General features: G+C 61.4%; 25 protein-coding genes and 1 tRNA gene. 11 read left to right on the top strand and 15 right to left on the bottom strand.

Going from position 1 to position 24,667, the window contains the following annotated elements; all coding sequences use genetic code 11:
• The first annotated feature begins 10 nt into the window (after positions 1-10).
• From K1X71_08215 to K1X71_08200, 4 genes are all read left to right on the top strand, one after another.
• Positions 11-499 carry a biopolymer transporter ExbD gene (locus K1X71_08215; GenBank protein MBX7073119.1) on the top strand — a complete coding sequence of 163 codons (489 nt, stop codon included), beginning with the start codon at positions 11-13 and terminating at the stop codon, positions 497-499.
• The gene (locus K1X71_08210; protein ID MBX7073118.1) at positions 496-1,122 is read left to right on the top strand and encodes a biopolymer transporter ExbD; all 627 of its coding nucleotides are present in this window, start codon (positions 496-498) and stop codon (positions 1,120-1,122) included. Before K1X71_08215 ends, K1X71_08210 begins: the two co-directional genes overlap by 4 nt.
• 161 nt (positions 1,123-1,283) lie before the next feature.
• Positions 1,284-2,633 (top strand): phosphomethylpyrimidine synthase ThiC, encoded by a 1,350-nt coding sequence (gene thiC / locus K1X71_08205; GenBank protein ID MBX7073117.1) that lies wholly within the window; start codon positions 1,284-1,286, stop codon positions 2,631-2,633.
• A gap of 286 nt (positions 2,634-2,919) precedes the next feature.
• Positions 2,920-3,786 (top strand): hypothetical protein, encoded by an 867-nt coding sequence (locus tag K1X71_08200; GenBank protein MBX7073116.1) that lies wholly within the window; start codon positions 2,920-2,922, stop codon positions 3,784-3,786.
• Positions 3,787-3,936: 150 nt separating this feature from the next.
• Here the strand turns inward: K1X71_08200 and K1X71_08195 are convergent, their stop codons facing one another.
• Both K1X71_08195 and trxA read right to left on the bottom strand, forming a co-directional pair.
• Positions 3,937-5,040 carry a hypothetical protein gene (locus tag K1X71_08195; GenBank protein ID MBX7073115.1) on the bottom strand — a complete coding sequence of 368 codons (1,104 nt, stop codon included), beginning with the start codon at positions 5,038-5,040 and terminating at the stop codon, positions 3,937-3,939.
• 197 nt (positions 5,041-5,237) lie between these two features.
• Positions 5,238-5,567 (bottom strand): thioredoxin, encoded by a 330-nt coding sequence (trxA, locus tag K1X71_08190; GenBank protein ID MBX7073114.1) that lies wholly within the window; start codon positions 5,565-5,567, stop codon positions 5,238-5,240.
• 234 nt (positions 5,568-5,801) lie between these two features.
• Here trxA and K1X71_08185 point away from each other — a divergent pair, with 234 nt between their 5' ends.
• From K1X71_08185 to K1X71_08165, 5 genes are all read left to right on the top strand, one after another.
• A complete protein-coding gene (locus K1X71_08185) occupies positions 5,802-6,809 on the top strand; it encodes a YhdH/YhfP family quinone oxidoreductase (GenBank protein MBX7073113.1) in 1,008 nt (335 codons plus the stop codon).
• Positions 6,810-6,828: 19 nt separating this feature from the next.
• Positions 6,829-7,239, top strand: a complete 411-nt coding sequence (locus tag K1X71_08180; GenBank protein MBX7073112.1) for an archease — start codon at positions 6,829-6,831, stop codon at positions 7,237-7,239.
• A gap of 34 nt (positions 7,240-7,273) precedes the next feature.
• Positions 7,274-8,737: an RtcB family protein gene (locus K1X71_08175; protein ID MBX7073111.1), complete on the top strand. Its 1,464-nt coding sequence runs from the start codon at positions 7,274-7,276 to the stop codon at positions 8,735-8,737.
• Between the two features lie 134 nt (positions 8,738-8,871).
• Positions 8,872-9,231 carry a response regulator gene (locus K1X71_08170; GenBank protein ID MBX7073110.1) on the top strand — a complete coding sequence of 120 codons (360 nt, stop codon included), beginning with the start codon at positions 8,872-8,874 and terminating at the stop codon, positions 9,229-9,231.
• Positions 9,232-9,416: 185 nt separating this feature from the next.
• Positions 9,417-9,499, top strand: a tRNA-Leu gene (locus K1X71_08165).
• A gap of 113 nt (positions 9,500-9,612) precedes the next feature.
• Here the strand turns inward: K1X71_08165 and K1X71_08160 are convergent.
• The 11 genes from K1X71_08160 to K1X71_08110 all read right to left on the bottom strand — a co-directional run bounded on the left by K1X71_08160 (position 9,613) and on the right by K1X71_08110 (position 19,094).
• Positions 9,613-10,710, bottom strand: coding sequence for a tyrosine-type recombinase/integrase (locus K1X71_08160; protein MBX7073109.1), 1,098 nt, complete (start codon positions 10,708-10,710; stop codon positions 9,613-9,615).
• A 20-nt stretch (positions 10,711-10,730) separates the two neighbouring features.
• Complete coding sequence (locus K1X71_08155) at positions 10,731-12,350, bottom strand: site-specific integrase (protein MBX7073108.1); 1,620 nt, start codon at positions 12,348-12,350, stop codon at positions 10,731-10,733.
• Between the two features lie 217 nt (positions 12,351-12,567).
• Positions 12,568-13,986, bottom strand: a complete 1,419-nt coding sequence (locus K1X71_08150; protein ID MBX7073107.1) for a hypothetical protein — start codon at positions 13,984-13,986, stop codon at positions 12,568-12,570.
• A 988-nt stretch (positions 13,987-14,974) separates the two neighbouring features.
• The gene (locus K1X71_08145; GenBank protein MBX7073106.1) at positions 14,975-15,502 is read right to left on the bottom strand and encodes a hypothetical protein; all 528 of its coding nucleotides are present in this window, start codon (positions 15,500-15,502) and stop codon (positions 14,975-14,977) included.
• 97 nt (positions 15,503-15,599) lie between these two features.
• The gene (locus K1X71_08140; protein MBX7073105.1) at positions 15,600-15,803 is read right to left on the bottom strand and encodes a hypothetical protein; all 204 of its coding nucleotides are present in this window, start codon (positions 15,801-15,803) and stop codon (positions 15,600-15,602) included.
• A gap of 66 nt (positions 15,804-15,869) precedes the next feature.
• Positions 15,870-16,097, bottom strand: coding sequence for a hypothetical protein (locus tag K1X71_08135; GenBank protein ID MBX7073104.1), 228 nt, complete (start codon positions 16,095-16,097; stop codon positions 15,870-15,872).
• A 10-nt stretch (positions 16,098-16,107) separates the two neighbouring features.
• Positions 16,108-16,917: a hypothetical protein gene (locus K1X71_08130; protein MBX7073103.1), complete on the bottom strand. Its 810-nt coding sequence runs from the start codon at positions 16,915-16,917 to the stop codon at positions 16,108-16,110.
• 190 nt (positions 16,918-17,107) lie between these two features.
• On the bottom strand, positions 17,108-17,368 hold the full coding sequence (locus tag K1X71_08125) for a hypothetical protein (GenBank protein MBX7073102.1): 261 nt from the start codon (positions 17,366-17,368) through the stop codon (positions 17,108-17,110).
• A gap of 1 nt (position 17,369) precedes the next feature.
• On the bottom strand, positions 17,370-17,636 hold the full coding sequence (locus K1X71_08120) for a helix-turn-helix domain-containing protein (GenBank protein MBX7073101.1): 267 nt from the start codon (positions 17,634-17,636) through the stop codon (positions 17,370-17,372).
• Positions 17,633-17,866 (bottom strand): hypothetical protein, encoded by a 234-nt coding sequence (locus K1X71_08115; GenBank protein ID MBX7073100.1) that lies wholly within the window; start codon positions 17,864-17,866, stop codon positions 17,633-17,635. Before K1X71_08115 ends, K1X71_08120 begins: the two co-directional genes overlap by 4 nt.
• 433 nt (positions 17,867-18,299) lie before the next feature.
• Positions 18,300-19,094 (bottom strand): hypothetical protein, encoded by a 795-nt coding sequence (locus K1X71_08110; GenBank protein MBX7073099.1) that lies wholly within the window; start codon positions 19,092-19,094, stop codon positions 18,300-18,302.
• A gap of 485 nt (positions 19,095-19,579) precedes the next feature.
• Between K1X71_08110 and K1X71_08105 the strand changes: the two genes are divergently transcribed.
• A complete protein-coding gene (locus tag K1X71_08105; protein MBX7073098.1) occupies positions 19,580-20,161 on the top strand; it encodes a DUF2585 family protein in 582 nt (193 codons plus the stop codon).
• A 179-nt stretch (positions 20,162-20,340) separates the two neighbouring features.
• Entirely contained in the window at positions 20,341-21,459 is a 1,119-nt protein-coding gene (locus K1X71_08100) for a hypothetical protein (GenBank protein MBX7073097.1), read from the top strand.
• On the opposite strand, the gene K1X71_08095 is transcribed toward K1X71_08100, so the two are convergent.
• A complete protein-coding gene (locus tag K1X71_08095) occupies positions 21,373-23,598 on the bottom strand; it encodes an O-antigen ligase family protein (GenBank protein ID MBX7073096.1) in 2,226 nt (741 codons plus the stop codon). The two genes, K1X71_08100 and K1X71_08095, sit on opposite strands and share 87 nt — an antisense overlap.
• On the bottom strand, positions 23,595-24,656 hold the full coding sequence (locus K1X71_08090) for an undecaprenyl/decaprenyl-phosphate alpha-N-acetylglucosaminyl 1-phosphate transferase (GenBank protein ID MBX7073095.1): 1,062 nt from the start codon (positions 24,654-24,656) through the stop codon (positions 23,595-23,597). The genes K1X71_08095 and K1X71_08090 overlap by 4 nt, the downstream gene beginning before the upstream one ends.
• Positions 24,657-24,667 lie beyond the last annotated feature (11 nt).

Raw genomic sequence — 24,667 nt, 5'->3', positions numbered from 1 at the left:
AGGTCGTCTCATGTCGTTGTTAGACGCCGACTCGCTGCTTGCTGGCGGCATGACGCTGGCCCCAATCTCCGCCAAACGAGCCGAGGGCGACGCTCGAGTCGACATGACGGCCATGATCGACCTGGTGTTCATGATGAACATCTTTTTCTTGGTCACCAGCCTTGTGGCCGCCTTGGCCGAGATCGACCTGCCCGCCGCCAAGCATGTGGTCGCCGCCGATCTCGAAACCTCCGTGGTGCTCACGGTGATGAACAATCCCGATGGCGGGCGTCCGCTGGTGTATGTCGGTGATGGCGCCGGTGGCGACCCATTGCCCGGTCTCCAACAAGACTCCGCAATTCGCACCGTCGTCGAAACGCAGTTCCGCGAAGGTAAGACGGCCGTAGTCATCAAGGCCGAAAAGGATGTCCCGCTCCGCGAAATCGCCCGCATTGCCAGCGACGCCGCGGGCGACGACGGTGTGAAGATCCATTTGGCGGTGATGGAAAAAGACGCATGATCCGCACTCGCTGCGCACAATGCGGCCGCAAGCTGAAAGCGCCCGATTCCCTGGCCGGACGCAAGGCCAAGTGTCCACGTTGCGGCGCCGAGGTTCCGATTCCCAAGCCGGTTCGCCAACCTGCGGACTCAGCTCAAGAGTCAGTCGATTCGCCACTTGCCGCGCTCGTCCCGGCGCGCCCCTCGCGCGATCACGAAGAATGGATCGACATGACGGCGATGGTCGACGTTGTGTTCTTTCTCTTGATTTTCTTCATGGTCACGTCGCTCAATTCGCAACAGGCCTCGATCGAAATGCCTCCCGCCGCGGCGCGCCCCGGCGCCGGCCAACCCTCCGCGCGCCGGTCCGTCGAAGACTTCGAATCCGACGATAGCTTCATCATCGTGCGCATCGAGGCCGACAACTCGGTGTGGATCGAAGACGAGCAAGCGCCTACCCCCACCGACCTCGTTCAAGGCCTGCGACGCCGGCTGGCGGCGGACGGCAAAGACGCCCCAACGCGCATGCTTGTGCTCGCCAATGGCGATGCGCACCACGGCGCGGCCGTCATGGTGCTGGATGCCGGTCGCGACGCCGGACTGGCCGATGTGCGACTGGCCGTCGAAGGCGACGTGCTGGAATAGTCCGCTGCACTGCGCACTTGCCGCCCGTTCAGGTGACGTCGTCGTTCGTTGACATCGTTCCCGCCGTCAGTACGATTACGGAAGTCCCTAACCTAATTCAATTTATCGCGTGTGAGGCGCGCCACGGCGCGGCCTTGTCACCCTATCGCCGAGGCCCATCCATGACGCAACTGCAAGACGCCCGTGCGGGCCAGATCACCCCCGAAATGGAATTCGTGGCGCAGCGTGAATCGCTCGCCGCCGAACTGGTTCGCGACGAAGTGGCCCGCGGTCGCATGGTGATCCCGGCCAATCGCGTCCACCTCGTCAAACGCTTGGAGCCCATGTGCATTGGCGTGGCGGCCCGCTGCAAGATCAATGCCAACATCGGCAATTCCGCGGTCACTAGCGACATCGAGGGCGAACTCGAAAAGTTGCACACCTCGGTCCATTTCGGCGCCGATACGGTGATGGACCTTTCAACCGGCCGCGACATCGACACCATCCGCCAAGCGATCATCGACGCCTCGCCCGTGCCGATCGGCACCGTGCCCATCTATCAAATGCTGCAAGAACTGGGCGGCGACATCGAGGACATGCGCCCCAAGCATTTTCTCGACATGGTCGAGCATCAAGCGCGTCAGGGCGTGGACTATATGACCATCCATGCCGGCGTGCTGCGCGCGCATCTGCCGCTTACCGCCAATCGGGTGACTGGCATCGTCAGCCGCGGCGGGTCGCTGATCGCCAAATGGATGATGTCGCACCGTCAAGAGAACCCGCTCTACGCTCACTTTGAAGATCTCTGCGACATTATGCGCGAGTACGACGTTACCTGGAGCCTGGGCGATGGTCTGCGCCCTGGTTCGCTTGCCGACGCCAGCGATGAGGCGCAATTCGCCGAACTCAAAGTGCTCGGCGAACTCACCCGTCGCGCTTGGGACAAAGGATGCCAGGTCATGGTTGAGGGGCCCGGCCATGTGCCGATGGATCAGATCGATATGAACGTGAAGAAGCAGATGGAATGGTGCAACGAGGCGCCGTTCTATGTCTTGGGGCCGCTGGTCACCGACATTGCCCCGGGCTACGACCACATCACCAGCGCGATTGGCGCCGCGATGGCCGGTTGGAGTGGCGCGGCAATGCTCTGCTATGTCACGCCCAAGGAACATCTCGGTCTGCCGGAACGCGAGGACGTGAAGCAAGGCGTGATCGCCTACAAGATCGCGGCCCACGCCGCCGACATTGCCCGTGGCCGACCCGGCGCGCGCGATCGTGACGATGCCCTGTCGAAGGCCCGTTTTCAATTCGATTGGAACGAGCAGTTCCGCTTGTCCCTCGATCCTGAAACCGCCCGCCGCATGCACGACGAAACCCTGCCTCAAGACACCTTCAAAAGCGCCCACTTCTGCAGCATGTGCGGGCCAAAATTTTGCTCCATGAAGATCACCGAGGACATCCGCGCCATGGCTGCTCAAGAGCAGTCCGCAGCGGCCGAGGAGCCGGAGATCGTGCCGATCAGCCTCGATTGAGCCTTTTTGGTGGCCGTTCCGCGAGATCTGGCCCTCCGCGTCACCAGCGAACTCCCCGTGTGGTCCGCCCTGCGTACCAGTAGCCGGGACAACCGGAATTCCCCGCAATTTCGACCGCGTTTTGGGGTCCCGTGGATCACGCCCCCTTGCTCCAATGCGCTTTCTTGTTGGAGTTGACGCGACAGGCAATTAAGCTGAATTGCACAAGACTTACGGCCCGCAGCCGCAATGTGCGGCCAGGGGCCAGCCCCACCTAATTCGCCACTCCCGCCGGAACGAAACGGTCATGCGCAAGTCGCTACAAACATCGATCATTGTGGCTCTCGTCGCCATCCTTCCACTGGGACTCGTTGCGCGAGAACGAAGCGCAAAGCGCGGCGCCAAGAACCAACCCGTCGGCGAGCAGGTCGAGATGTTCGCCGCCATGAAGTCGGGGCAACTCGATGTCAAGTTCATCCCGCGCGACTCGCGCCAAGCGCAAGTCCTCATCGAGAACAAGACCGACAAGCCATTGAGCGTGAAGCTGCCCGAAACATTTGCCGCCACTCCAGTCCTCGCGCAAATTGGCGGCGGCGTCGGACGCGGCGGCACCAGCGCTACCACCGGCGGCGGCGCCCAATCCGCCGGCGGCGGGATGGGCATGGGCGGCATGGGCATGGGCGGGATGGGTATGGGCGGCGGCGGCATGGGTGGCATGGGCGGCGGCGGATTCTTCAATGTCCCTGCCGAAAAGGTCGGCAAGATCAAGGTCGAATGTGTCTGCCTGGAACATGGCAAATCCGAGCCGCGCGCGGCGATCCCGTACGAGATCAAACCGTTCAATGAGTTCTCCAGCGATAAGCGAGTTGCGCAAGTCCTCAGGTTGCTTGCCGCCGGAAAGTCGAGCCAGCGCGTTGCCCAAGCTGCCACCTGGCATCTCACCGACAACATGAGCTGGGCCGAACTGGCCAACAAGCAGATCGAGCATATCGGCGCGCCGAACGAGCCTTACTTTAGCGCCGCCGAGATCCAAGCCGCGATGCAAATGGTCAGTGTGGCCACGCACATGGCGGAGGAAGTCGCCGACGAATCGCCGGCCGATCACCCCAAGGAAGCCACCCCAGGCGAAACCGATCCTAGCCAGCCGCTGGATGAACCGGTCGCGGGTCGCTGACAGACCCGCGGAAGTGACGCCCGGAATCTGCGAATTGCTTCCCAACTGGCGATAGCAATCGCGAATTTGCGATCTGCGGCAGTCAGATGCGCTCGCCGCGAGTTGGATTTGCTGCTTGGGTGCTGCTACTCCAAGCGTCTAAGTTGCGCTCTATCCCGCGCGACGCAATAGCGCCTCAGCGGCTTGACGCACTTCGAGCAAGCGCCGCCGCCGCGCCAGATTGATCACTGCGTCGCGACGGTCGGCGAGCGCTTCATAGCGGGACGCAATTTCTGCCCGCAAGGACTCCAGCGCCTCTTGTTGCGCCGCCAGGTCGGAGCGAGTTTGCTGGTACTGCTCCGCGATCATGGTTCTGGTTGTCGATAGCGCGCTCGTTGCCTGAGGCGTGCCTTCGGACAAGCCTTGCTCAGCCATGAGCTGCTCAATGGACAGGCGCAGCTCCAACAATTCTGTATGCTTGCTCAACAGCGATAATCGCAGTTGCTCTAGATCGGCGTGCCGACTAGCCAGCTCTCGCGATCGCTCCTCCAAATGGGATTCTCGCTTCCGCAGCTTCGCTCCCCAGGCCCGAGCCTGCTCCACAATACGGGCCCTTGCTCGACGCACGCGGGTCGCCAATTGACGTCGCTTGGCCAGCAGATTCTGATCTTTGCCAGGCGCCATTACGCGCGACGCCTGCTCGGCGGACGGATCGGCAAGCTTCAATTGCTCTCTTTGCGCCGATAGCTCCGCGGCGCGACGATCAAGCTCCTGCTGGAATCGGCTCTGCCTTTCCGCGGTTTCCTTTCGCTGACTTTCCAGGTACGCCTCGGCTGCGGCGACCTGTGATTGGCGTTCCGCCACATCCGCTTCGCGCAATTCGGCCCGCTCGCCGCGCACATCGAGCAGCGCATGCTGTTCGCGCAGCCACAAGCGCGCGCCGCGGGCTTGTTCTTCGAGCGTGGCGGCATGCGCGTTCACTTGCGACTCGCGACGATCCACCTCAGCCAGCCGTTGCTTCAAATGGACCTGCAACTGCCGGGCCTGCCGTTGCAACTCCTCCACCAAGCGCGGCCATTCGGTGGTATCCGTGGCCCGCTCATGGACGATCGCCGGTTCAGCGCTCTCTGGCTGCTGCGCCGCGCTACGCGCCGATACGGTTTGCAACTCGTGCGCGCCGTCGATGCGAGCCGCCACGTTCCCTAAGGCGCCGCGAATCGGACGCTGCGGATCGCTAGCTGAGGCGCCCGCTCGGGCGTCGGGTGTCGAGTTCATCAAGCAACTGGCCCACTGCCAGGCACAGGCGCCACGCTACGTTGGCCGGCGCTGCCGCGCCGCAATGCCAACGTCAAAAGAAAAACTTGCCTGGCATTCATCATCGGATGCCAGGCAAGTCGTAGTTCATTCAGAAAGACGCGCCGCGGAGGCTCGCGGCAATTTGGAGCAAATGCGCCAACATTGCCGCCAGATTTCTAACCCTTGGCGGCGTCCAAAGCTTGCTGAATCTTCGATTTCGACTGCACGCCGACAAAACTGTTCACGATCTGCCCACCCTTGAACACCAGCAATGTCGGGATGCTGCTCACCCCATACGCCTCGGCCGAATGCGGGTTGTCATCGATGTTCACCTTGGCGATCTTCACGCTCCCCGCGTATTCCGAGGCCAACTCTTCAACCACCGGCGCGATCATGCGGCAAGGGCCGCACCACGGAGCCCAAAAATCAACCAGCACCGGCTGCGTTGAGTTGATCACGTCGCGCTGAAATGTGGAATCCGAAATCTCCAATACGCCGTTGCCCATGGATGTCATCTCCTTCGATTTGAGGCGTCACGGGCCAGGCGAACGATTCGGCTGTGCGTGAACGGCCAATAACTTCACCGCCGGAATTATTAGAAGTCCCATCCGGAGTGTCAACGAACCGCCAAGTGCGTCCTCTAGCACGGTTTGCATAGTTTCTTGGCGCTGCGTTACGCTGTGAGCGCCTACGTAGCATTTCGGCGCCCTTCATGGTTAATTTTCGGCAAGGATGAATTCATGCCTGCACCCGACTTTCGTTGCTATCTGGTCGAGCGCAGCGACGACAAGAAGATTTCAAACCGCATTGCCGTGTTGCCGTTAAGCGACCTCCCGGCTGGCGAGGTCCTGATCCGAGTGGCCTATTCCTCGCTCAACTTCAAAGACGCCTTGGCCGCCAGCGGCGCGCCAGGCGTGGCCAGAACATTTCCGCACATCCCCGGCATCGACGCTTCGGGCAAGGTCGTAGAAAGCCGGGATGCTCGCTTTCAGCCAGGGGACGCGGTGTTGGTCACCGGTTTCGAACTCGGCGCTCCGGCCTGGGGAGGCTTCAGCGAATTCATTCGCGTTCCGGCCAATTGGCTGGTCCCCCTGCCAGAGAGACTTTCGCTCCGCGAGAGCATGATCTTCGGCACCGCCGGTTTCACCGCCGCAATCGCAATCGAGATTCTTAGGCATCAAAACATTCTGCCAACGTCCGGCGAAATTGTCGTCACGGGCGCTACGGGCGGGGTGGGCAGCCTGGCGGTGTCGATGCTTGCCCGTCTCGGCTATTCAGTGGCCGCCGTCACCGGCAAGCCAACGGCGCATGACTATTTGCGCAAACTCGGCGCGACGACAGTGATCGGTCGCAGCGAAGTGGATAACACTTCCGGCAAGCCGCTGCTGCCCGCCCGCTGGGCCGGCGCCATCGACTCAGTGGGTGGCAACACCCTGGCGACCATCGTTCGCTCCACGCATCGCGCTGGTTGTGTCACTGCCTGCGGCTTGGTGGGGGGCGTCGAACTCCCCCTCTCGGTGCATCCATTCATCCTTCGCGGCGTCTGCCTGGCCGGCGTCGATTCCGCCGAATACCCCATCGAGCGCCGCGCAAGCCTGTGGTCGCACATGGCTGGCGCATGGCGACCGGCCGATCTCGAAGCGATCGTCGCCGCGACCGTCTCGCTCGACGAATTGCCATCAGCGATCGACCGCATCCGCGGCGGACAAATGCAAGGCCGCGCGCTTGTTCAATTGGGCGACGAATAGCCTCCGTCATGGCGGCGCCATGTTTGAAACCTTCGAGCACACCGCCGACATAGGGCTGCGAGCTAGCGCACCCGATCTCAACAAGCTGTTTGCTGAAGCTGGCCGCGGTTTTACTAGCCTGCTGGTCGCTGACCTGAACAGCGTTCGAACGCGAGAGAGCGTCGTCATTGAGATTGCCGGCCAGCAATTGGAATATCTATTGTTCGATTGGCTCAATGAACTGCTCCATTTGTTCGAGTGTCGCCGATTGCTATTCTCCGACTTCGAGATACAAGTCGGCGGCCATGGATTGAACGCAATTGCGCTCGGCGAGCCAGTCGCCGTTGCGCGCCACGCTCTGGAACACGAGGTCAAGGCCGTCACTTATCACGGACTCAAGCTCGAACATTCACCGTATGGCTATCTTGCCGAAGTGATCCTGGACATCTAGTTCGCATACTTGCCGCCGTTACAGGATGCCCCTCATGCCGCAGGCCGCATACACAGGTCCGCTCGAACGCGTCGGCGATTGCCTTTGGAAGATCCCCAAATCGTACCGCTCCGGCATGCGCGTCGATGGACTGATCTACGCCGACGACCAGCTCATTGAATCAGTCAAGTCCGATCAGGCCGCCGAACAAGTGGCGAACGTCGCCTTTTTGCCGGGCATTCAAAAGGCGAGCCTCGCCATGCCCGACATCCACTGGGGCTACGGTTTCCCCATTGGCGGCGTGGCTGCCACCGACCCGGCCGAAGGGGGCGTCATCTCACCCGGCGGCGTGGGCTACGATATTAATTGCGGCGTGCGCTTGGTGCGCACTAATTTGACGGCCGCCGATGTGCGGCCGCGCATCAAGACTTTGATCGACGAACTCTTTCGTCACGTGCCAACGGGCGTGGGGCGCGGCGGACAGCATCGCTTCAGCCCCAGCGATCTACGACGCCTCATGGCAGCCGGCCCACGTCTGCTTGGCGAATGGGGGTTTGCCGACGAAGCCGACATCGAATGCACGGAGGCCCGCGGCCTGCTGGCCGGCGCCGAGCCCGATCGCGTCAGCGAGCGGGCGCTCCAGCGCGGCGAGGACCAATGCGGAACACTCGGCGCGGGCAACCATTTTCTCGAGGTCGAACTGGTTGATTCCATCCACTATCCCGACGCGGCGGCCGCGTTTGGGCTGCGCGAGGATCAGGTGTGCGTGCTCATTCATTCCGGCTCGCGCGGGCTGGGGTATCAGGTTTGCGACGACGCGCTACGCGAACTGCGCCAGGCCCCGGAGAAATACCACATCGAACTGCCAGACCGTCAACTGGTGTGCGCGCCCATCGATTCGCCTGAAGGCCAAAGCTATCTCGGCGCCATGCGCGCGGCGGCCAACTTTGCCTGGTGCAATCGCCAGCTCCTCATGTGGCAGGCACGCGAATGCTTTGCCAAGGTCTTCGGTCGAACCTGGCAGGAACTGGAGATGACTCTCGTTTACGACGTTGCGCACAACATCGCCAAACTCGAAGAGCACCAGGTCGATGGCCGCGCCAAGCCAGTCTGGGTTCACCGCAAGGGCGCCACGCGCTGCTTTCCCGCAGGTCACCCTGAACTGCCGGCGCAATATCGCGGTGTCGGCCAGCCGGTCATCATCCCCGGCGATATGGGGCGCGCGAGCTGGGTGCTCGTCGGCCAACCCGGCAGTATGGAGCACACCTTTGGCACCTGTTGTCACGGCGCGGGCCGCTTGCTCAGCCGCACCGCCGCCAGCAAACTCGCTCAAGGACGGCGTATCGATGAAGAACTCGAGCGCCAAGGCGTTGTTGCCCGCGCGCAAAGTTGGAAGGGTCTCGCCGAGGAGCAACCGGCCGCTTACAAAGATGTCGATCTCGTCGTCGAAGTGGTTCATCGTGCAGGGCTTGCTAGCAAAGTTGCGCGATTGCGGCCCATCGGGGTGATTAAAGGCTAGCCGCCGCGAAAGTATTGCCGAATTCCGCTTGGCGTAATCCAAAAATCCGGTACGTTGAAACATGGCTTCAATGGGAAGGCCGAGACGCGCTTTCCCTAGCGTCCACAGACCACGGCGGTCTTGGGGTATTCGGTATGGCGCGCATCCTGCTGGTCGACGACAGTCACGACTGCAATCAGACCTTGGCCACTTTGCTCACGCTCGACCACCATTCGGTCTGCGTCGCGGAAAGCGGCCATGCGGCGCTCGACGCTATCGCCAAGCTCGATTTCGATCTCATCCTGCTCGATCTCGTGATGCCCGACATGGACGGCTTCGAAGTGGCCAAACAAATTCGCAAGATCGTCGGCGACAAGTGCCTGCGTATTGTAGCGCTTACGGGCTTCTGCTCAGATCGACTTGCGGTCGAGGGCGAGCACTTCGACGACGTGCTGCTTAAGCCCGTGCGCCTCGATCAATTGCGGACGCTGATCGCTGGTCCGGCCCCCACATAGTTCCATGTGAGCGGCTGCATACCTTATTGCCCGCGTGGCCACTCTCGGCGGAGCGCACGTCCAATAGGATGTATGGAATGCGCGTCCATGCCGTGCTATTCCACCATAAATTGCCGCTTCAACTGGCAATAACCCGTCCTGTGCAACGGCCATGCCGCTTGCTAGAATCACACGCTCTCTCACTCGCCGGAGTGGCGGAATGGCAGACGCGCCGGATTCAAAATCCGGTCCTCGCAAGAGGGTGTGGGTTCAAGTCCCACCTCCGGTACTCGTTGGGCCTCAAGGGGTTCCGTCATTAGGCCGAACAGTCGCTTCAGACGATCAATTGAGGCAACACTCATACAACACTCATCCAGCGGAAACGTTCGCTAGCTTGGGAACTTACAGGTTCGCCACCGCAGGATTGAGCTGCCTCGCCATGTTGATGTAGCGTTGGGTTGTCTGGTAGTCCCGATGTTGCATCAGCGCCTGAAGCGCATCCGCGGTCATCCTATCCGCGTTCATTGTGGCGAACGCTCGACGCAGATCGTGGAACCCGTAGCTCGACTTTTCGCCAGGTGGCTTGATACCTGCCGTCGACTGGATTCGTTTGAACTCCTCAAAAAGTCGACGCCGGTCGCGTGCCCAGGGGAATACCAGGGGCGAAAAGCACTGAAGCCGCTGAAGATGTTCGATTACCAGCGGATGCAGGGGAGTTTGCTGGTCGCGCCGTCCCTTGTTGTCCTGGGCCCTGGAAAGAGCGATGCCCGTCTGTAGGTCAACGTCCTCCCTGCGCAGCGCCAAGAGCGAACTAATGCGCCAGCCGGTCATATACGCGGCCACAATCAACCCCCGCCACCAATCCGCGGCTGCGTATGGTGGCCCCTGCGGCCAACGTGCTGATTCACAGGCCGTGTAGATCGCCTGAAAATGCTCAGGAGTCACATAGGTAGGCAGCTTTGCTGGCACTCGCAGAAACTCGAACACCGGCATTTTTGGCAAGTACCCCCACCGTTCCGCCTTGCGCAGCGCCGCTCGAATTGTTCGCAGTTCCTTATTGATCGTCGCGGGGGAGACCGGTAATCGTTCGGACTTCCCATCGGAGTGGATCACCTTTCGGCCGCGCTTCTCTAACCGACGAACCGCAATGTAATCCGCGATCGTTGTGCTCGTGATACTGCGCAGCCTTGTCGGGCGGATGACTCTCTCAAAGTGATTGAGCCCGTCTTGGGTGGATTCTCGCGTGCGCGGTTCCATGATGGCCAAAACGCGCGATTCGAATTCGACCATGAAATCTGACCATGTCTTGCGACTCTCGTTTTCATAGCATCCTGCCGCGATTTTCCCTTCGACTCGTCGGGCGAACTTCTGCGCCATAGATCGCGAACCGATCGACTTCGACCTTCGCTTTCCATCGGGGTCGGTCCAGCCAACAGACCAAGGCGCTTTATCGCCGAGCTTTTGCTTCTGTCGATGGTCCTGAAATATCCATGCCTTCATTGACGCACTCTCCCTTTCTTCTAGTTGTGGATGGAACTCGTGGCACTGGTCAGCTTCGGCCGCGGCAACAGCTCAATTGCATTGATCGGCTCGACCTGCGTTGCATCGATGTAGGCCCGAGTGATATTGACCGAGCTATGACCTAAGAACCGACTGGCTGTGTGCTCGTTCGACCGGGCGGCAATCAACGTCGCGACGGTCCGCCTGATCTTGTGGAACAAATCGCGCCGGCCGTGCGGGAGACCAGCTCGCAACAAGATGCCTCGATAGGCGCGATTGAGAGCTTTCCACTGCCGAACATTCTGCTCGTATGGCCAAGGAAAAATCTTCTCTTGTTCAGGTGCGACAATCACGGACAGCGCCGCCGTCGTATCCGAGTGCAAAAAGAAGACTTGGTCCGTACGATGCTTTTGATGCTCTGCGGGAATTCGCAAGATGCCGCGACCCAAATGGAGCTGAAGCGGGGTCGCCTTCATCAGCGCGTCAATTCGCGCGCCGGTATCGAATGCGGTCAGCAACAGCGCTGGCCAGAAATGGCGAGCGGGCAGATTGCCAACCCATCCGCCCATCGACTTCGACGAGGCGAGGATTTGCGCAAACTCCTCCAACGTCCACGCGTCGACCAGGCGCTTTGGCTCTCGAAGTTTGTCAAGCGTAGGTAGTCGATCGACCGCCCCTCGACGATGCGCAAATCTCCAGACTGCGAACAAATTTCTGCGGTGCTTGTTGACGGTCGCAGGAGAAGCGCCCTTCTCCAAGAGATGTCCGAGCAAGCCAGCCACAATGGCATCGGTCAGCTCGTTGACTAAGACATCTCGCTGGGCGAAGTGATTGAGCCGACGCACAGAACAGCGATATTCGTCTCTCGTAACCTGCGATGCGCCAAGTAGCTTTTGCGGCTCGTAAACTGTGGTCAAAAAGTCGAGCACGCTGCCGGACACCGGCACATGCGCTGGCAACTTGTTCGGCGGCTCCCATTCGCTCTTGAAACGCGCAGGGCAAGCGTGCTTCGCAATTGCGCGAATCCTCTGTCGATAGCGCAAGGCGACGTCGTCAGAGAATCCGACGCACACCAGCCAGTTTCGAAAGCTGCGAAGCCGACTGTCGTTAACGCTCCCTAAGCGGGCATATCCGCCGCGTTTCTTGGCTAGCTTAACTGCCAAATATTGCTGATACGCTTCGATCGCGAGTTCATGCCGGCGAACGATCAAGCCGTCCACTCCCCGGAGCTTCTCTTGCAAATAGACGCTCCTGAAGTAAGCCAAGAGTCCATGATGGTTCAACGGTTCGCGGGTTTGCGCAATGTGTGCCAAACGCAATCGCGCAACCGGCTCATCGTCGACCATTCCAAGACCCGCAAGGTTCCGACGCAGCGCGCGCAAACGGGACCGAGCATTCGAGACGGTCTGTTTTGATCGACCTAACTTCGATAGCCAATCTGCAAACGCATGGATTGCCTTCTCGTTCAGATCGCAGCAAGTCGCTGGACGTCCCAGGAATTCTTCAAGACGTCTCACCTGAAGCCGGATTTGATAAGCGTAGTGGGCGCCAGGTCCATCCAGCGCGATGCGACCGTCGAAGAGCTGGCGCATGGCATGATCGAGAGAATTGGGATTGGTCGGACGAGAATCGTTCGACATGGCGCGTGCCTCCGCTGCGCATGTGCGCAGCAAAAAAGCCGCAGCCCCGGTCAGTCGCTGCTTAGGCAGATCGAAGACTGCACTTGCGCGGCCTTACGGTGACGCGCACGGCTAACCGGGGTTGCGGCCCTTTTGGACGGCATAAGAGATAGACCTTCGATTCCTGTCAGCACTCAATTGACTGCCAGGTTTAAGCGTTGTGAGTATATCGCAATCCCTATTCGGAGTGAACGCCCAGCGGCCGATTGTTGCGGTGCCGAAGCACGGCCGTTTGGTCCCTACCCACGCCAACCAGTTCCATCAGCAGATTTGTTATCTTCTGCGTGGCGGCCTCAATGGCGATGCTGGAACCTCCGGTTGCGAGCGCCCCGCCTAATTGCCTCACCATCCGACCGGGACGCGACTGCATGACGTCATTGGCCGTCAAAGAGGCGGCGACACCGCGGCGCGCTAGCCCAGCAAGTGCTTCCGATCCAGTCCCTTCGATCAGACTGGTTTCCACATTGTCGAGCGCCATTTCGCGTTCGGAAATCGCGCCTTCGCGCCGCATTCGCGCCCGTTCTCGGCGAACCGAAGTTTCATGAGTTGCGAGGCCGACAGCGCCAGTTGGAGTAGCTCCCCATTGCCGAAGCATGTCTTTCGCCCGATCGCCCCTCTGGCCGGCCACCAGCGCTTGTTCCTCCTGCATCGCTTTGGCAATGCTGAAAATGCCAGCTTTGGTGGCAGCTCCCTTGCCGAGAAACGCGTCCTGCATCGCAGAGTCCGTGAGGAGCGCTTTCAGTGCTTCCGGCTTTGACATTTTGGCTAGCTTGTTTGCAAGCGCTGTGTCCGCCGACATCCGTTCGCCAGCCTTCGGTTGGACCAATTCGGGCGGATGTTCAACAATTGCGGCAATTTGTTCAAGCAGCTTCGGTCCTCCTTTGGAGTCGAGTGAGGCAAGACCCATTCCGAGCGCTTGCTCTGTATTCATGCCGGCGCCTTTTAGGATCTTCACGCTGCGAAGAAATCCGTCTTCCGTGAGACTCGCCGCGTCGTTGCCCGAGCGTTCTAGCGCCGTTACGGCAAGATCAACAACGTCTTGAGGTCGCTTCGCTGGCGCGAGGTCCGCAAACTCGCCAACCACCTGGCCCAACATGGCCGGGTCCAAGATCGGAGCCAGGCGAGCGGTATGAGCCGTCAATCCAAGCACGCGGCCAATTTCGTCGGTTGGCAGAGCGCCGCGGATGCTGGTAAATGCCGCCTTCGATTCATCGCGAGTTGCGCCCTTTACCGATGCCAACGCTGCTTGAATCTTGCTCGCGTGGGGCAGGTCACCGGTCTGCGCCAGCGTTCGGCCGAGTTCGCTTGCGAATTGACGATGCTTTTGATCGATGCTCTCAATTTCGCGTCTCCACTCGCCATACGCTTTTGTGACGACCGCGACCGCGGTGCCGACTGTGGCAAGGCCGCCAACCAAGCCACCGATCATCGAAATCTGCGACTGAAACCCTTTCGTCGATTCCGCGGCGGCTGTCTTCGACTGGCTTGCCGTTTTCTTGAGCGATTCACGGAGTCTGTTGTTCTCTTGTTCCAGCTTGCGGAACGCCTTTTCGGCGTCATCGGTTTTGCCGCTGAAAACGAGCGCTACGTCTGCCATGACCTTTGCTCCCTACTTGTTTTTTTTCGAGCATGAAGAAGAAGAAGCGCATTCGACGTCGGGGGGTGTGCAAAATGCGCGATTCTCCCGCCCCCGAGGGGGTCCCCCTGGCCCAAAGTACCTATACCCCCCCCTGCCAAACCCGAAACGCTGCCATCCCCCCAAATCGCCAACCGCTCGCGGCTCTTGGCCGAGCCCGGTTCGCCGCTGCCCGGTTCCACCAAGCCGACAATCGCGCACCTGCGGCTCCTGCCCGCCGCCGCGCTGCCTTGCCTGTCGCCACACCGCCGCGGTTGCTCGACCATTCGCCGCCGCCCGTCCAGGCTGACCAGGTTGGCCAGCCGGCCGTTGCCAAATGCCTCGCGCGGGCGCCGTCGCGCGGATAGCTCGCCCTGCCGCGCAATGCTCACCTCTGCCGCTCGTAGCGCCTGGCGCTCGCGGCTGTTGGCCGAGCCCGGTTCGCCGCTGCCCGGTTCCACCAAGCCGACAATCGCGCCCCTGCGGCTAGCGCCGGCCGCCGCACTGCCTTGCCTGTCGCCACACCGCCGCGGTTGCTCGACCATTCGCCGCCGCCCGTCCATGCTGACCAGGTTGGCCAGCCGGCAGCCGAGAGTAGAACCGCTCGCAAGCAGGCGCGCCCAATCGGTTACTACGGCCGCTGTCTTCACCCTCAGCCTCCGCATCGAATCGCATCGCAGGCCATTGCCCCTCCCTCGCGCCAACCACCTGGCTCGGCCGCCAAGCGGCGTGCTGCCGACATCGTTGCTGACTACTTGATCCATGTTGAACTCGATCTTCATTGGTCGCGGCGAATATCCAGGCGTTGCCTTGCCAGTCTTTGCAATCGATCCGCATCGTCCCTGCGATCAAATGCGGTTGGCGGCCCAAGGCAGCCGGCCAGAAATACAGCCGCCTTGCAAGCCGCTCAACCGCACACCGCTACGTCTCCGCGAGAATCACCCTCCATGCGACGAACAGGCGGCCGCCCCTAGGCGTTGATCATGCGCGCTCGCTGTTCCTCCAATTCGTGATTGACCTGCTCGACAAGCGCTTCCTTCTCACGCAGCTTGTCGCGCAGTCGATCGCGCTCCGCTCTTTCGCGACCAAGCGACTTCTCCGCCGTATGGATGCGCTCGGGCGGCCATCCGCCGTTGTTCTCAATCGCCGCGGAGTCGCGCGCGATGACCTCATCGCGCTGTTGCAGCTCCTTGCGCAGTCGCTCGATCTCGCGCGAGTGTTCCGCGCGATCTTCCAGCAACTCGCGCCGCTCCATCTTCAGCGCCTCGGGGGCCGAGTTGACCAGCTCCAACACAATCTGATCATGCCGGCCGATGCGATTGTTGAGCGCCGCTAGCTCACTGTCGATCGGCCACACCGCGTTCGTCGGCATCCGACCGGCCAGAATCTCCCCTTCGAGCTTGGCCTTCTTCCGGATCAACGCGCTGCGCTCCGATTGCAGCGCGCTGATTCCGCCCAGTTCTTGTTGAAGCGACTTTCGATCAAGGACTGTCTGCATGTTGGTTCTCCCTTGTGGGTGGATTGGAATTTGCTGTGCTGTCGCGACGGGCTTAGGTCGATGTCCGACCGGCCAGAATCTTCCCTTCGCGCCTGGCCTACTTCCGAGTCGTAACGTCTCTTGCCGATTGCAGCGCGCCAATCTCAGCGTTCGCCGCTTCAATCAGCGGCTCCAGCCCCAGATCGACCATGCGGCTCCGCAGGTATTCCGCCTCGCTAATGCCTCGCGCTTGGTACGCTTCGCGCAGCTCGGCATACTCGCGCCGCAACTTCTCGCGCTGGAATTCCTTTTCCGTCACCATGATGGTTCTCCTTCAAAAAGCTCCGTTGCCTTCTGCCCACGCCACCGCGGCGCGGAAAATCGGCCCTCAGCAGTCCGGCGAATCGTTCGACGAATCGTCCATCGCCGCGAAAACAAATGCCGCGGGATGCCACCAATCGGCTTCCGTGTCGCGATAGGCGACAATGCGCTCCCCGCCGAACCAATGCACTTCGCCAAATTCCACCTCGACCATCGACAGCGCGGCGACCAGCGTGGCGCATCGAACCACCCAATGCGGCGTGAACACCACCCATCGACCACTACCGATGTTCATCGTTGCGCTCCTAGCGATCCAGCCGGCCGATCGAACCCAGCGACACACCGATGCCGTTCGTCTTCGGTCGCTCCTTCGGCCAGCCGCCTCGACAGCGAACCCGCTTCATCAACTCCGCGTAGCTGACGTCCCGTTGTTTCAATCGCTTGTCGAGACAGGTGCGAAAGTAGGCCGGGACGTTTTCCTTTGCCCCATGGCGCGTGGCTTCGCACGCCACGGCCAGGTCATTCCCAGTGATGGCGCCCGCTTCGAGCAGCGCCGCCGCATGCCAAAAGATGTTTCCTCCGCCGGCAAAGCCGCAGCTCTTGAGGATGTTTGATACGAGGTCTTCCAGCTCGCTCCGAATGAATTCCTTCTTCCCAGCTTCGTCAGCCTGGTCAGCCACTCGGGTAGCTGATTGTGCTGGTTTTATAGTTTTGGGTGTGGGTGCGGGTGCTGGGAGCGCTGAGGGTGCGGGTGCGTGAGGCGCGCCGTTGTCTGCCGTTGTCCGCCGTTGTCCGCCGCCGTCCGCCACTGTCCGCCGTTGGCGGCCGTTGTCCGCCACTGTCCGCCGCCGTTTGGCGCCGTCGTCCGTGGTCGGGTCACTGGCGCTTGCGCTCCCCCTGGCCTTCCGCTCCCCCTCGCGCTTTCGCCGCTTCAAGACGTACTCGGGCGCGTGGTCAAACAAGTCATGCACCTGATATTCACCCGGCCGGTCGGGGCATTCCGCGATGAATCCGGCTCGACCAGGGCCGCCACAGCGCAGCAGCGCCTCGAACAGGACCCCGGCTTCGCCATGCCACTCGGCCGCCGCCTCCACGCTGGCGGCGTCTCCCAGCACGGCGTTGCCGCACTCGTATGCAACGTCCCACAGTGTCTCCAGGTGCCCTCGCACATGCGGCCGCGGCATGCCAAGCATTTGCGTCAATCTTTTGAATTTGACGTGTTTCTCAAGTCCAGGTCGTGCCATGGTAGCGGTACTCTCTCTCGCGGTTGTTGCGTCCGCGGCTATTGCGCGGCGGTCGCCAGGGTCACGCGCCGCACATGCGGCCGGCCGTGCCGGCGACAGCGTGGCAGCATGCGCGGCTCACCCGCACACACAGCTCGCGGTTGCGCGCGCGCTCCTGGCCGGGCAGCGCCAAAAAAAGCTCGATCGCCAAAAGCTCCAACTCGGCCGGCAGCAGCTTTGCTGCATGCGGCCACGCCGCCCACAGCTCCGGCGTACTGACGCTCAGCTTTTTGTGCGTGGCCAAATATCGACGACAGGTTTCCAGTAGCGGCGCGAGGACCATCTCACTTCTCCTCTGTTGACAAGAGGCGAAGTAGCTCGCCTCTGGGATAAACGTTCACCTTGCCTACCCGGGTGGCGTGAATCTCTCCGCGGCGCCGCGCGTCGCGCAACTGGTGTGGTCGCAGACCGAGCAGCTCCGCCGCCTCCGCCTCGCGGTAACCGAGTCGGCCGCCCGCCTGGGTCTCGGCCGCGCGCAGCCGGTCGAGCACCGCCGCCACCACCTGCTCGATCAGCGGGCGCAGGTCCTCAGCCTCAAGATCGAGCTTCATCTCGCCGCCTCTTTGCGCGCCCGGCGCAGATAGCCATGGCGCCGCAGCGCCGCCTCCACCTGCGGCACGTAGTCGGCCGGGATCAGCCGCCGCCCGCCGACAATCGGGCAAATATCGTCTCGCAGTTGCCGATCATAATAGAGCTGCGATATATGGCGCGGCAGGATCACGCGCCCCAGCTTGTTCGAGAGCTGCCTCGCCACGTCAGACACCGTCAGCAGCGCATTCATCCAGGTCTCCTCCCTTGGTGTGCGCCACAGGCGGCAGCGCACTCGCGAAGAAACAGTATCAGGCCGTGCTCATGCGCATACGAAGCAAAAGCGAACGAATGCGAACTCGATTTGGTCGCCGGCGCGCAAGATCAATCTCGGCATGGCGTTAGTACGCCAATGAATGCGATGGAGCGCACTAGGCGCGCTTGGTGGCGCGCACGGCTTCCGGTCATCAGCTCGAAATCGGCAGGGGATTGGCGGGCGTTTATGCCGCCAGGCGCACGCAGCCGCGGCCATACACCAATTGCTCTGCCTACCCACCCGGGAGCGCGAAAGAGCGCGCATAGACCAACCGCGCAAACTCAATCATGACATGGCGAAATTGCGCCAACCAAACGACACCGGGCGCAAGGAGCGCGCATGGTGGCGCCCACTGCTTGGGGGCATCAGCTCACGATCGGCGGGGGAGTGGCGGGCGATTGTGCCGTTTGGCGTACGCTGTCGCGGCAAGTCTTAACCCAGTATGCGATCCAATCAGTTCCCATTGTTCCGATTCGGCAGCGCTGTTCACCTGGCGTTGAATGAGCTTCCACAGATCACCATGGCATCTCATCTCGTAGATCAACTTGTCGCGCGCTTCCATCTTGGCATCGCGCTTCAAGAGCGGCTTCTTTGCTTTGGCGGGCTTCTTCGCTTTGGCGGGCTTGTCCGCTTCGGCCGCGGTCTTTGCGGCGGCCAGGTATTCAAATTCCAGCAGCGTTTCGATCTGGTCCAGCTCAAATACCGGCCAACGCAAGCTCGGACTGTGCCACTCGAAAACGTCCGCGAAAGAGCGCTTCTTTTGGGTCGCCAGTTGATCGACCAGGAAGATCGCGACTTTGGTCTCGGCGGCAATCGCACGCACAATGGCGCAATAGCTGGGCGCCAGTCGATCGGCAAACTTGACCGGCTCTGCGTGCGCCGCGCGAAATGCCGCCGAGACGGATTCGACGAAGCACGCCTCGCCAACGTCCAGCGCATGATAGAATCGCGAACGCACGACGGGAACCGTCTCGCAGAGCGCATCGCCCAGTCGCCGCCGCCCCAGCGATTGCCCGTCAGCCGTCAACAGGCGTGATTTGGTGCTCCCACAGCGAGCCAACCACGATACTTGATCGGCCGCGCGTACCAGCTCGAGCGCGGCCTCATACGCTTGCTGAATCGAGCAACCATTCAGCGGCGTGCCGCGCCGTCGACGACCACTCATGGCGGAATCTCCAGGCCTTAAGATGGTGAGCCTGGCAGGGGTCACTGGCCTGGAGAAGTCAGCGACCACCTGCCTAGCTCGCAATCGATCGGCGTCCCAATCGACCCCCGGCCCTTTCGGACCGGAACCGTTACCTAGCGACTCCTATAGCAAATCGCGTTCGATGTGCAAGCCGCGACGGCATACACCGCACGTTGCGACCATCGGCGCCTTGTCGACTTGTCGCCCTGACACTCATATAACACTCATCCGGCAGGCTCCGCAGTCGAAGCTAGCTCGGCGGCTACGGATATCGGCTGCGCCGCCCTCGCGTTTGGCGTGCTTTCCGGTGGGGAGTATAGTGGAGCGAAGGGTTGCCAATGGATTCAAAATCCGGTCCTCGCAAGAGGGTGTGGGTTCAAGTCCCACCTCCGGTACTATCAGGCCGCTGGCGCGTTCGCGTTGCTCGCGGCCAATTCTTTGCGCCGACGAGACGCCGCTGATCGATGACAATCTCTTCAGCTACAAGCGATTCGCTGCTCACTCGGCGCACGACGGTCGCACTGGCGGTCATCTGGTTCAGCTTCCTAACAACACTGTGGCTCATGGGGCGCCAATGGCTAAGCGACTCGGGCTTCGGCCTCTGGGCGGGCGCCTGGACCAAGAACACGTCGCAGTGGATTGCCGATCCCTACACCACATCGCACGTGCTGCATGGCATCTTCTTCTTTTGGTTCTTATTGCCACTGGCGCGCTGGCTCAATCTTTCTTGGCGATTCGTCGCCGCCACCTGTGTCGAAATGTGCTGGGAGCTGCTGGAGAACTCGCCCACGATCATCGAACGCTATCGCACCGCCACTGCTGCGCTCGATTATTTTGGCGACAGCATTCTCAACTCAACCTGCGACGTCCTCGCCGCCCAACTCGGCTTCTGTCTCGCTTGGCAACTTGGCTGGCGGTGGATGCTTGTCGTCATCCTCGTCGTCGAACTGCTGATGCTCTATTTGGTGCGCGACAACCTCACGCTGAATGTGCTCATGCTCGTTTGGCCATCCCCAGCCATCAAACAGTGGCAAATGGGCATTTAATTTCTTTTCTCGGTTTGTCCGATTCTCCTGCCGGATTACGTCTAGATAAGTAGACACCCATGCGTTCCTCACGACCGGCGCGCATGCCGACTGAGTGCGTCCACCGCGCCATTCCGTTCTGGCAATGACCGCGGATCGATGATCGTACGCGCCCCACTGGGCGCCAAAGGGCAGGAGTCATGGCACTTCATGCGCAAAGAGCCGCGCATTGGTTTGGCGTGGCAGTCATCGCGATTCTCAGTCAATCGTGTTGGACCGTTTTGAGTCACGGCTCGTTCCACATTGTGGCAACTGGCGATTCGATTACCACCGGGTTGGCGCCCAACCGCTTGCAGTCGGCAATGCTAACGCAAGGTTTGTCGCGGGTGACCAGCGCGCAGGCCTATTCGGTTGCTTCCGGAGGCGCCACCAGCGACACCTATCTCGGACTCGCCAACGATCCCAACGGCAATCCCCCGCGCTTCCACAATTTCGCCTGGGAAGCGCTCAATGGCCCCGTCGATGCTTTTGGGTCGTATCCGCTTCCGCAAGTACTCACTCCGGAACCCGACGCCGTCGTGGTCATGATTGGCACGAACGACGCAATGCGCGCCGCGACCAATCCTCCGCTCGAGGCTAACTACTTGTCCAATCTGGCCACGATCGCCACATATCTTCAGTCCGCGAAAACACCCGCGGGCAAGGAACCAAAAATTTTCATTGCCACTTTGCTGCCCATTCTCGAACACCCCTCCAATCCAGCTTACTTGGCGGCCAATCAAATCATCGACGATGTGTTCAATCCGGCAATTCGCCAAACCGCGCTGGACTATGGTTTCCATCTACTCGACCTGAACCAACGCATCCAGGCGCAGCCCAACTGGCAAGATTGGTACAGCGACGACGGCCAGAATCCTGGCTATGTCCACCTATGGGCCAACGGTGGCATGGGCTACCAATGGCTCGCCAGCGAAGTGCTCTATGGCGTCCTCGATACCTACGCCGGCGATACGAATCTCGACGGCGAGAACAACATGCTTGATCTGCAGCCGCTGCTGGCAAACTACTTCAGCCCGCAGAATCGTGGCTGGGCCGATGGCGACTTCAATCACGATGGCAAGGTCGATGGCTGGGACAAGCAAATCTGGTTCGACCACCTGCCTCCCGCTGAGGCCGCGCGCTATCTGCAATCCATCCCCGAACCGACTACGGCCAAACTCGGCCTGTGGGCGCTAGGGACGTGGCTCGGCAACATCGCCTATTCTCGATGGACTCGTCGCGCGGGTCGCTGCCGATTTCAACAGCCCGCTCGCTTCTAACGCAGCACGCAAATCGGGACGCAACTTTTGATCAACGTGCGGCGTCGCTTGGTCCAAGCGCCATGCCTCATTTGCTTCGTGCTGCGCTTCTGCCAGGTCGCCGGTTGCCGCCAGCGCTAGCGCCAACTTGGCTCGACCCGCCGCATGATTGGGGTACAACGCCACTCCCTGTCGGTAACTCGCCACGGCATCCGCTAATCGCGAAAGCTCTGGCCGCTGGCGATGCCCCGTCATTTGTCGGTCTCCCGTCACCAGCCATAGCGCGCCTTGGTGCGGCCGCATGTGAAGAGCGGCCTCTTGTGCCTCCATATAAGTTTGCCACGCGTCGAGTGACGGTCGCGCTTGCCAGCGCTGAAAACGCAGGTCAGCCAATCGCGCCCAAGGTAGCGACGCTAGTGGATCAGCCTCCGCCGCCCTGAGCAACGCGTCCTCGGCTCTAACAGGGTTCGCCAGCGCTCGCGCGCTCCATCCGCTGGCGACCAGCACGGGCCGATATGCAGACGCATAGCAGGCGACCGTCGCCACCAAAACGATCAGCCAGCCCGCGAAAATCGACTTCGGCCCCCATTCGCGTGTCTGACCGCCCCCGCGGCAGCTAACCGCTAGCGCGACCAATAGCCACAAACTTCCTGCCACTGCCGAATAACCAATCCCCCCTGCGGCAAGCAAATTGACCCACAGCGCCAGCGCCCCGACCGCCGGAATCCAATTCGACAAGCCACCTCGGCCCACCCACGGCCACCACAGCCAGATCACCAAAGCGCCAATCATGCCGTCGACCGGCAGATTGTACGCGGAATACGGCGCCTCCATCAGCGCGCCAGTCACAATCGGCAACACCACCGCGAACAGCACGCCGCCAATAGTCCCAAACACAACTAGTGGCGCACGGCTTCCATCAACGGATTGCTCTGGCAATTCATCCGCAGCGGCCTCCCGGCGGCGAACCACGCTCGCCAGAATCGCGCAGACCAACCCCACCATCGCCAGCGCTGCGATCGGCCCCGCTGTGGACCACATCTCCAGTACAAAATTATGCGGATCGCTGATCTCTTCGCTGGCTGTCGCCAACTTGTAACGCGTGTAGTGATCTCCAAATTCGCCGGGTCCCACTCCCAACCAGGGGTATTCCGCGATCATCCGTAGCGTTGCCTGCCAGTACTGCCATCGATAGCCGAGCGACTTTGGCGCCTCGGTCAACACTTCTCTATCCAATCCGCCGCTGACAACCCCAGCGATAATGGCCATCAGTACGATCGCCGTCGCGCCGACAACGATTCGCCGATCGAGTCGCCCACGGTGGCGCAGCACAATCGCCGCCGACGCCAACACTCCTAGCACCGTGCCCGCATAGGCGCTGCGGCTTTTGGTCAGCACCAGGCACAAACCAGTGACCGCCAACGTCAACGCTCCAGCAACCAGCGTTCTCGTGACGGGATCTTGCTTCGGTCGCAACGTGAGCACCAAGGCGGCGGCCACCACCACCCACGGTGTCAGCAAGCCTGCCAACGAATTGGTCAGCGCAAAACTAGCCAGTGGCTCGCGACTCGCCAGGCGCTGCTCGAACAACGCCCGTTCCACCGACCCCGGCGGATACCACAACCCTTCGCGGCGCAGCGTCTCATCCGGATTCTGCGCATACTCCGCCCGCGTCTCCGGCATCGTCACAAAGTATTGATACAGTCCATGACTCGCCACGCCCGCCGCCAGCCCCATCATCACCACGAGCACCGCGCGCGCTTCGGCTAAGTTGGCAATCAACTGCCGGGCCAAAAAATACGCCAGTCCAAGCGCCACCCATTCCCACAGCATGTTCACGGCGGGGCGGGGTGTGTCGCGCCAAGCGGCCGCAAGCGCGGCTACGCAGTTGGTCACCACCAAGACAGCCACAAGTCCATCCAACCGCGCCAGCTTCACTTTCAACCTGCCGGCGAACAGCCCCGCGCCCAGCCACGCCAGCGCCAGCAAGAGCCACAGCATGACGATCGGCAGCCCATCGCCCAAGCGCGCGGCCGACTCGCTCGGCCACAGCGGCCGCGCCACCAGCAGCGCCGTCATCACCGCCAGCAGCCAGCCACGCGCCCGCTCGAAACGCGCCGGGCTACGGTCGCTCATGACGCGCGATGACTCGCGTTTCATCGCCGGCGTCCCGTCGTTTCCAAAATGCTCACCAGCAACAGCACGCAAGCCACCATGAGCAGCACGACGATCGCCCCCACCCAATCCACCTGGTAGAGCAATAGCGCCCCCAAGGCGGTGGTCGCCGTCGCCAGATAGATCGTCAGCACCGCCTGCGTCTTGGAAAGCCCTAGCTCCACCAGACGATGTGAAAAATGCTTCTTATCCGCCGAAAAAGGGCTGCGCCCCTCGCGCAAGCGAATCAGCACCACGCTCAAGCTGTCGTAAAGAGGCACCGCCAACACGCATAGCGGCGCCAGTATCGCGTGCCGCGGCATATCGCCGCCGGCATAGGTCGCCGTCATTGTCGTCGTGGCGATGATAAAGCCAATGAAGTATGCCCCTGAGTCTCCCATGAACAATCGCGCCGGCGGCCGATTGTGCCACAAAAATCCAATCAGCGATCCCACCAACACCAGCAAAATCCCCCCCACGAACAGTTGCGGCTGATGCGTCAGCGGGTCGGGCGCAAGCAGCATCACCGCCGCCAGCGCCGCGGAGGCGATCGCCGCCACCCCTCCCGACAAGCCATCCATGTTGTCGAGAAAATTAAACGAGTTCACGAGTCCCACAATCCACAACACCGACAGCGCGTCGGTCAGCCAAGGAGTGTTCAAAAAGATCGTTAACCTCCAGCCTTGCCAAACCATTAACGCCGCGACCAAGAACTCCATCGCCAAGCGTGGTCGCCAATCCAGTGTGCGAAAATCATCGGCCAGGCCCAGCATCATCAATAGGGTGCCGGCGGCCAGCATCGTCCACAGCTTCGGCAATTGGGCCCTTAGTCCCGACAGGTGCGGCCCCGCGAATTCGGCGATCGGCGCCGGCAAGGCGCCCAGCGAATCCTGCCCTCGATCAAGCGCCGTCACCATCAGCGACAACGCGATGCAAGGGACGATCACCGCCAACCAAATTGCGATCCCGCCTCCCAGCGGCGTCGGCACGCTGTGCACCTTACGATGGTTCGGTCGATCCACTAGCCCCGCTCGCGGAGCCCAGCGTCGTATCATGTGCCCCATGGCCCAGGCAA

Source organism: Pirellulales bacterium (assembly GCA_019694455.1).
Taxonomy (GTDB): domain Bacteria; phylum Planctomycetota; class Planctomycetia; order Pirellulales; family JAEUIK01; genus JAIBBY01.
The sequence above is the reverse complement of the archived record's forward strand: the minus strand, read 5'-3'. Positions and strand labels throughout refer to the sequence as shown.